Source organism: Agromyces sp. P1_H4, from assembly GCF_056405255.1.
Genome location: NZ_JBFUCL010000162.1, coordinates 1 through 8,129 on the forward strand (window position 1 = coordinate 1; position 8,129 = coordinate 8,129).

The window sequence follows — 8,129 nt, forward strand, 5'->3', positions numbered from 1 at the left end:
CGCGGCGCCCGCGCGGCGGCGCTCGCGGCGTCCGCGGTGCTCGTGGCGGTCCCCCTGGTGGGGTACGCCGTGATCCTCGGAATCGTCCCCTAGTCTGACGCGCCCACTGGAGCGCGTCGATACGCTCGGAGCGTGAACGAGCTCCTCGACTGGATCCTCGACGTGGTGCAGGCCGTGGACCCGGTGGCCCGCACCCTGCTCGCCGGGGTCGGGATCCTCCTCGAGACGTCCGTGCTCATCGGCCTCGTCGTCCCGGGCGACACGATCGTGCTCGTGGCATCGACCGCCGTGGACGGTGTCGGCCAGTACTTCGCCCTCGTCTTCGCCGTGATCGCCGGGGCCCTCATCGGCGAGAGCATCGGCTTCGGCCTCGGTCGCTGGTTCGGGCCGCACATCCAGCGGTCGCGGCTCGGGCGCCGCATCGGCGAGGAGAACTGGGCGAGGGCGCAGCGATACCTCGATCGACGCGGCGGACCCGCCGTGTTCATCTCCCGCTTCCTGCCCGTGCTGCATTCGCTCATCCCGCTCACCGTTGGCATGAGCACCATGCGCTACCGCAAGTTCATGGCATGGACCGTGCCCGCCTGCGTCATCTGGGCCTTCGCGTACGTCACCGTCGGATCGGCGGCCGCCGGCGGATACCGTGAACTCAGCCGTGACCTGCACTGGGCCGGCTACCTCTTCGTCGCGGTGATCGCAGCATTCCTGCTCGTCGTCTGGGGCGCGAAGAAGCTCATCGTTCGCGTGGAGTCTCGGCACATGGCCGAGGGGCCGGACACCGAAGCATCCGACCCCCCGAGTGCAACGCGCGAGCCCTAGAAGAGCGCCTTGTCGGCGAGCCAGTCGCTCGCGATCTGGTCGGCGGACTCCTGCTCGTTGACACTGAGTGCGTTCAGTGCCACGAGGTCCTCCGCGGTGAGCGCGGCGCTGACCGTGTTGAGGATCTTCGCGATCTTGTCGTCGACCTTCTCGCTCACGACGGGCACGACGTTCGACGCGAGGAAGAGGCCCTCGGGGTCCTCGAGCGTGACGAGGTCGTTCGCGGCGATGTTCGGGTCGGCGCTGTAGATGTTCACCATCTGCACCTGGTTGTCGACGAGCGCCTTGAGCGTCAGCGGGCCGCCGCTGTCTTCGATGGGCGTGAACGCCACGTCGACGCCGTAGACCGACTTCAGGCCCTCGGGTCCATAGGGACGCGTCGCCAGCTCCGAGTTGCCGCCCAGCGTGATGGGCGTCGACACGTTCTTCAGGTCGGCGAGGCTCGTCACGTCGTTCTCCTCGGAGAACGTCTTCGTCACGTTGTACGAGTCCTGGTCGGTCGCCGGCGACTGGTCGAGCACGCGCAGCCCGTCGGGCAGCGAGGTCTCGAGCTCGGCGTAGACGTCGTCGCTCGTGGTGGCGGCGGTGTCGGGCACGTAGTACTGGAGGAGGTTGCCCGTGTACTCGGGGAACACGTCGATCGAACCGCTCTCGATCTCGGGGATGTACACCTCGCGCTGGCCGATGCGGAGGTCGCGCTCGACGGTGTAGCCGTTCTCCTCGAGCGCCTGGGCGTAGAGCTCGGCGATGATCTCGTTCGAGTAGTAGTCCTGCGAGCCGACGACGATCGTCTCGGACGAACCGCCGCCGTCAGAGGATCCGCTGTCCAGCGGATCGCCCGATGAACACCCTGCCAGGGCCACTGTCGCCCCGACCACGACCGCTGCCAGGGCAACGAGCCGGCCTTTTCCTGCTGTGATCATTCCTGATTCCCTTCGGTGATGGGTCGCCCCACGGCCGCCCTGGACCGGGACGGCCCTGGGCGGAGCTCTGCACCTCGCGCCGCCCGCACGCCATGCGGGACGACGAGGCGCTGCGTGATCGCGAACAGGCCGTCGATGGCCAGCGCGAGGATGATGACGAGGATGGAACCGCCGAGCATCTCGGCGTAGTCGCGGGTCTTCAGGCCGGCGAAGATGTATCGCCCGAGCCCGAAGTCGGCCACGTAGGCGGCGAGCGTGGCCGTCGCGATGATCTGCAGCGTGGCCGAGCGGATGCCGCCGACGACGATCGGCATGCCGAGCGGCAGCTCCACCTTGCCGATGATCTGGTCTTCGCGCATGCCCATCGCACGGGCGGCGTCGATCGTGCGCCGATCCACGGACTCGAGGCCCGCATAGGCCCCGGCGAGCAGCGGCGGGATCGCGAGGATGACGAGGGCGATGATCGGCGCCTGCAGGCCGATGCCGAGCCAGAGCGCGAACAGGGTGAGCACGCCGAGGGTCGGCAGCGCTCGAAGGCCGCCCGAGACCATCACCGCCGGCTCCTTGCCGCGCCCGGAGTGGCCCACCGCCACTCCGGCCGGCAGGGCGATGACCGACGCGATGACGAGGACGATGGCGGAGATCAGCAGGTGCTGTCCGATGCGCTCGGGAATGCTGCCGACGCCCGTCCAGTTCGCGGGATCGAGGATCCAGGCGATGCCGTCGAGGAAGAGGTTCACGCGGCATCCACCCGCTCGACCCGCTCGACCGACCGCCGCCGCTGCGCCGCGTCGGGACGCGACCACGGCATGAGCAGGCGCCCGATGCGGACGCAGGCCCAGTCGAGCGCCAACGCCAGCACGATCGTCGCGACGATGCCCGTGAAGATCTCGGCCTGGATGCCGCGCTGGAACCCGTCGGTGAACAGGCTGCCGAGGCTCTGCACGCCGATCACGGCACCGACGGTGGCGAGGCTCACCGTGCTCACGATGACCACGCGGAGACCGGAGACGAGCACCGGCCCTGCCAGGGGAAGGTCGACGCCCCAGAAGCGGCCGGCCGACGAGAAGCCCATCGCCGTCGCCGACTGGCGCACGTCGGGCTCGACCGAGTCGAAGGCGTCGGCGGCGGTGCGCACGAGCACCGCGATGCCGTACAACGTGAGGGCGATGACGAGGTTGAGCGGCGACCGCAGGCTCAGGCCGGTGATGGGCGGGAGTGCCACGAACAGCGCGAGCGACGGGATGGCGTAGAGCAGCCCGCAGAGGGACAGGAGCACGCCTCGCGACCACCGGTAGCGGTGCGCGAGCCATCCGATGGGGACCGACGCCACGAAGCTCAGTATGATCGCGGGCACCGACAATGCCAGGTGCACGAGCATGAGCTCGCCGACGAGGTCGAGGTTCGACCAGAGCCAGTTCACGGGGCGAGGACCCCCGCCGGACGTCCGTCGGCGTCGACGACCACCCTGCGGCCGTCGACGTCCGTCAGGTGCAGCGCGCGCTTGCCGCGGTCGGCGCCCACGAAGTCGGCCACGAACGCGTCGGCCGGACGCGCGAGGATCTCGCTCGGCGAGGCGGCCTGCGAGATCTTCCCGCCGCGCTGCATGATGACCACCTGGTCGCCGAGCAGGAACGCCTCGTCGATGTCGTGGGTCACGAAGACCACCGTCTTGCCGAGCTCGCCCTGCAGCCGCAGCAGTTCCTGCTGCAGCTCCGCCCGGACGATCGGATCGACCGCGCCGAACGGCTCGTCCATGAGGAGGATGTTCGGATCGACGGCGAGCCCGCGCGCGACGCCGACCCGCTGCTGCTGGCCTCCCGAGAGTTGGCTCGGGTATCGGTCGGCGAGCGAACGATCGAGGCCCACGGTGTCCATGAGCTCGAGCGCGCGATCATAGGCCTGGCGCTTGCCGGTGCCGCGGAGCAGCGGGACGGTGGCGACGTTGTCGATGACGGTGCGGTGCGGGAGGAGGCCCGAGTTCTGCATGACGTAGCCGATGCCGCGGCGCAATTGCACCGGATCGACCGTGGCGACGTCGGTGCCGTCGATGAGCACCTGGCCGCCGCTCGGGTCGACCATGCGGTTGATCATCCGAAGGAGCGTCGTCTTGCCCGATCCGGACGACCCGACGAGCACGGTCGTCTTGCGCGGCGGGATCACGATGTCGACGTTCTCGACCGCGACGGTGCCGTCGGGGAACTGCTTGGTGACGCGGCGGAACTCGATCATGGGCTGCCTCACTCGTCTCGGGTCGTCGCCCGGAAGCCGGAGTCCAAGCCAAACACCATTCCCCCGTCAGGGCAACGCGTTGACACTCGGCGCGTCACATGAAGGTCGTGCCGCGCCGGAGCCGGTGGTTCAGGCCGCGGAACTGGCGGCGAGCGCCCCGCCCAGGTGCTCGGCGAGGTAGTCGTGCACGAGGCGCTTGGCCTCGGCGAGGTAGCGGTCGTCGCCCACGGGCTTGCGCTCGAAGGCCCGGCTGATGAGCGCGTCGCCGAGCTCGATCGCCACGCCCAGGCGGAAGCGAAGCTCCTCGGGGTCGGGGACCCCGCCGAACTCAGCCTCGATGAGGCTCGCGAGGCGGTGGGCGAACTCGGGCTCGATGTCGCCGTCGGCCGTATCGCGTCGCCCGGCGTGGACCACGCTGAAGCCGGGCTCGTCGCGGTAGAGGGCGGCGAACGCATCGAGCGAGACGTCGACCACGTCCCACCACGTCGTGAGCGCCGTGCGCTCCATGTCGTCGGCCACCCGCTCCCGGAAACGCCGGATCGACCGCTCGCGCAATGCGTGGAGCACCGCGACGCGGTCGGGGAAGTAGCGGTAGACGGTGCCGATCGACGCGCCGGCGCGCTCGGCGACCATCTGGGTGGTCAGCCGCTCGAACCCGGTCTCGTCGACGATCTCCGCGGCAGCGTCGAGCAGCGCGTCGAGCCGCTGGGTGCTGCGCCGTTGCGTCGGCTCGGTGCGCACCGCCACCCTCCGGTTCGGATCGGCCCCCAGGATCAGGTCGACATTCGGCACGGAACCTCCCTCATTTGCGGGGTCCACTCTACCGGCCGGGCCGGCATCCGTCCGACCACCGCGAGGCCCGTGTTTTCGGCCGGTACCGCCCGCGTGACAGACTGAGTGGATGCCGGCGAGTCCCCCAACCCCGGCCGGATCTCGAGAGCGCCAGGTCCGGCACCGTGCCGCGCGCCTCGAAGACTGGTTGCACGACATCCGGGAGCGCTGGGCGCGCCGACGCGGGCACGTCCCGACCGTGGTGCCTTACACGGGCTACGGGTCCACCGAATGGGTGCGCGTCCTCTGCCGCGTGCTGCTCAGCCGGCCGATCGCGGCCGACGAGCCGTCGAAGCGACGGCGCAAGCGCCGCGAGCAGGGCATCCGGGGTTGGCGGAGCTTCACGAGCGTGCCCGTCGGCGACGTGCCGGTCGTCATCGAGGTCGGCGGTGAGCGCATCGAGGTGCTCGCCGACCGGGGCGGCGTGGTCGACACGCGCGTCCCCGTGTCGCTGGCCCCCGGATGGCACCAGGCGACGCTGCGCACCGAGGGATCCGAGCCGGTGGAGGCGCCGATCTGGATCGTCGGCCCCGACGTGCACTTCGGCATCATCTCCGACGTCGACGACACCGTGATGGTGACCGCGCTCCCCCGCCCCTTCGTCGCCTTCTGGAACACGTTCGTGCTCGACGAGCACGCGCGCATCCCCACCCCCGGGATGGCGGTGCTGTACGAGCGGCTGGTGCGGGCCCACCCCGGGGCGCCCGTGATCTACCTCTCGACGGGCGCGTGGAACGTGGCGCCGACGTTGACGCGCTTCCTCTCGCGCAACCTCTACCCCGCCGGGCCGCTCCTGCTCACCGACTGGGGTCCGACGCACGACCGGCTGTTCCGCAGCGGCAGGGCGCACAAGGAGGAGAACCTCCGCCGCCTGGCCGAGGAGTTCCCCGACGTGCGCTGGCTCCTCATCGGCGACGACGGGCAGCACGACGAGGAGCACTACGCGAACTTCGCCGCCGAGCATCCCGGACGCGTCGCCGCGGTGGCCATCCGCGAGCTCTCCACCGGCGAGGCTGTGCTCGCGGGTGGTCGCTCCAAGGCGGAGCAGCACGGGGCCGACGTGCCCTGGGTGTCCGCGAGCGACGGCTCGACACTGGCCGACCGTCTCGGCGAGCACGGACTGCTCTGACCCGTCGCACCACCTGCGACCTGTCCGCGCGGCGGACCACGACGGATGTCGGCGGACGGCGTCCGAGGACTCAGGCGCCGGACGGCGCCGCGGTTTCCGATCGACCGGCGGCTCGGCGGATGCGCGCAAGTCCGCGATTGACCTGGCGCGCCCAGAGCGGGCCGCGGTAGATGAAGGCCGAATAGCCCTGCACGAGCGTGGCGCCCGCGTCGAGACGGGCCTGCACGTCCTCGGCGGTCTCGACGCCACCCACCGAGATCACGCAGAGCTCGGAGGGCACGTGCGCGCGAACGAGGCGCAGCACCTCCAAGGAGCGCGCGGCGAGCGGCGCGCCCGAGAGCCCCCCGGCGCCGATCCGCTCGACCTCGGCCGCCGAGGCCGTGAGCCCCTCGCGGGAGATCGTCGTGTTCGTGGCGATGATGCCGTCGAGGCCGAGACGCGTCACCAGCTCGCAGATGCGCACCACCTCGTCGTCGGCGAGGTCTGGGGCGATCTTGACGAGCAGCGGGGTGGTGCCCGCGATCGCCCGTACGGCCTCGAGCAGCGGCGCGAGCGCGTCGAGCTCCTGCAGGCCGCGCAGGCCGGGCGTGTTCGGCGAGCTGACGTTGACGACGAGGTAATCGGCGAACGGCGCCAGCACTCGGGCGCTGCGTTCGTAGTCGGCCACGGCGTCCTCGACCGCGGTGACCCGGCTCTTGCCGATGTTCACGCCGAGCACGGGGCGGTGCGGTAGGCGGGAGAGCCGCGACAGGCGGCCGACCCCGGCATCCGCCCCGCCGTTGTTGAAGCCCATGCGGTTCACCAGGGCGCGGTCGCGCACCAGGCGGAACAGCCGGGGCCGCTCGTTGCCGGGCTGGGCGACGGCCGTGATCGTGCCGACCTCGACGTGCCCGAAGCCCAGGTTGCCGAGCCCGCGCACGGCGAACCCGTCCTTGTCGAATCCCGCGGCGACGCCGAACGGCGACCCGAACGTGCGACCGAGCGCGTGCACGGCGAGCGACGGATCGGGCMGAGTGGCGAGTTCGAGGAGCCGGCCGAACCCGAGCGCCGGCAGCATCCGGATGACCCGGAATGCAAGGTGGTGCGCGTCTTCGGGGTCCATGCGGGACAGGACGAGGGAGAAGAGGAGTCGATACATGCCGGGACTCAGGCTATCGGAGGTGCGCGGACGCGCCGGACGATGCGGAACCGTCGACGTCATGCTGCGACGCCGCGCGGCACCTCACTCGACGGGTCGCGCCGGCAGCCGGCCGTGCTCGGCGCGGAGCTGGCCGATCGCCGACTCGAAGTCGTCGAGCGACTCGAACGCCTGGTACACGCTCGCGAAGCGCAGGTAGGCCACCTCGTCGAGCTCGCGGAGCGGCGGCAGGATGGCGAGCCCGATGTCGTTCGCCTCGATCTGCGACGCGCCCGTGGAGCGGATGGTCTCCTCCACCTTCTGCGCGAGCACGGCGAGGTCGGAGTCGGTGACCGGTCGACCCTGGCACGCCTTCTTCACGCCCAGCACGACCTTCTCGCGGCTGAACGGCTCGATGACGCCGCTGCGCTTGATGACCGCGAGGCTCGCGGTCTCGGTCGTGGAGAACCGGCGGCCGCACTCGGGGCACTGCCTGCGGCGCCTGATCGAGAGTCCGTCATCACTCGTGCGCGAGTCGATGACACGGGAATCGGGGTGACGGCAGAACGGACAGTACATGGTGCTCCCAGCCTAGCGGCGCGGCGACGCCCGGCCTCCGCGCTCAGCGCTCGAAGCGCGCCGTGACCGCCTCGCCGTGCGCGGGCAGGTCCTCCTCGGCCGACAGCGCGGCGATGACCGGGGCGACCTCGCGCAACGCACGCTCGTCGTAGCGGACGACCTGCTGCGGACGCAGGAACGTCGCGGCCGAGAGGCCGGCGGTCGACCTGGCCTGCCCGCCGGTGGGCAGCACGTGGTTGGAACCCGCGGCGTAGTCGCCGAGGCTCACCGGCGAGTACGGGCCGATGAAGATCGCGCCGGCGTTCTCGATGCGAGCGAGCACGGCGTCGGTGTCGCGCACCTGGATCTCGAGGTGCTCCGGTCCGAACGCGTTCGAGAAGTCGGCGGCGCCCTCGAGGTCGTCGACGAGCACCACGGCCGACTGCACGCCCTCGACGGCCGTGCGCACGCGCGCCGCGTGCTTCGTGGCGGCCACGCGCACCTCGAGGCGCTCTCGAAC

At 70.9% G+C, this 8,129-nt stretch carries 10 protein-coding genes; 2 read left to right on the plus strand and 8 right to left on the minus strand.

Going from position 1 to position 8,129, the window contains the following annotated elements:
* The first annotated feature begins 132 nt into the window (after window positions 1–132).
* On the plus strand, window positions 133–819 hold the full coding sequence (locus tag AC1DY2_RS11080; RefSeq protein ID WP_476762481.1) for a DedA family protein: 687 nt from the start codon (window positions 133–135) through the stop codon (window positions 817–819).
* Here AC1DY2_RS11080 and AC1DY2_RS11085 read toward each other — a convergent pair.
* The 5 genes from AC1DY2_RS11085 to AC1DY2_RS11105 form a co-directional block, all read right to left on the minus strand.
* Window positions 816–1,742 carry an ABC transporter substrate-binding protein gene (locus AC1DY2_RS11085; protein ID WP_309978213.1) on the minus strand — a complete coding sequence of 309 codons (927 nt, stop codon included), beginning with the start codon at window positions 1,740–1,742 and terminating at the stop codon, window positions 816–818. The two genes, AC1DY2_RS11080 and AC1DY2_RS11085, sit on opposite strands and share 4 nt — an antisense overlap.
* The gene (locus AC1DY2_RS11090; RefSeq protein ID WP_476762482.1) at window positions 1,739–2,482 is read right to left on the minus strand and encodes an ABC transporter permease; all 744 of its coding nucleotides are present in this window, start codon (window positions 2,480–2,482) and stop codon (window positions 1,739–1,741) included. The genes AC1DY2_RS11085 and AC1DY2_RS11090 overlap by 4 nt, the downstream gene beginning before the upstream one ends.
* Complete coding sequence (locus AC1DY2_RS11095; RefSeq protein WP_476762483.1) at window positions 2,479–3,165, minus strand: ABC transporter permease; 687 nt, start codon at window positions 3,163–3,165, stop codon at window positions 2,479–2,481. Before AC1DY2_RS11095 ends, AC1DY2_RS11090 begins: the two co-directional genes overlap by 4 nt.
* The gene (locus AC1DY2_RS11100; protein ID WP_309978208.1) at window positions 3,162–3,974 is read right to left on the minus strand and encodes an ABC transporter ATP-binding protein; all 813 of its coding nucleotides are present in this window, start codon (window positions 3,972–3,974) and stop codon (window positions 3,162–3,164) included. Before AC1DY2_RS11100 ends, AC1DY2_RS11095 begins: the two co-directional genes overlap by 4 nt.
* 129 nt (window positions 3,975–4,103) lie before the next feature.
* Window positions 4,104–4,766, minus strand: coding sequence for a TetR/AcrR family transcriptional regulator (locus AC1DY2_RS11105; RefSeq protein WP_476762484.1), 663 nt, complete (start codon window positions 4,764–4,766; stop codon window positions 4,104–4,106).
* Window positions 4,767–4,875: 109 nt separating this feature from the next.
* On the opposite strand from AC1DY2_RS11105, the gene AC1DY2_RS11110 reads away from it, so the two are divergent.
* The gene (locus tag AC1DY2_RS11110) at window positions 4,876–5,934 is read left to right on the plus strand and encodes an App1 family protein (RefSeq protein ID WP_476762485.1); all 1,059 of its coding nucleotides are present in this window, start codon (window positions 4,876–4,878) and stop codon (window positions 5,932–5,934) included.
* A 70-nt stretch (window positions 5,935–6,004) separates the two neighbouring features.
* Here AC1DY2_RS11110 and AC1DY2_RS11115 read toward each other — a convergent pair whose 3' ends face one another.
* The 3 genes from AC1DY2_RS11115 to AC1DY2_RS11125 form a co-directional block, all read right to left on the minus strand.
* Window positions 6,005–7,072, minus strand: a complete 1,068-nt coding sequence (locus AC1DY2_RS11115) for a quinone-dependent dihydroorotate dehydrogenase (protein ID WP_476762486.1) — start codon at window positions 7,070–7,072, stop codon at window positions 6,005–6,007.
* Window positions 7,073–7,156: 84 nt separating this feature from the next.
* Window positions 7,157–7,630 carry a transcriptional regulator NrdR gene (nrdR, locus tag AC1DY2_RS11120; protein WP_159602337.1) on the minus strand — a complete coding sequence of 158 codons (474 nt, stop codon included), beginning with the start codon at window positions 7,628–7,630 and terminating at the stop codon, window positions 7,157–7,159.
* Between the two features lie 43 nt (window positions 7,631–7,673).
* On the minus strand, window positions 7,674–8,129 hold a 456-nt coding region (locus AC1DY2_RS11125), incomplete at its 5' end, for a histidinol dehydrogenase (RefSeq protein WP_476762487.1).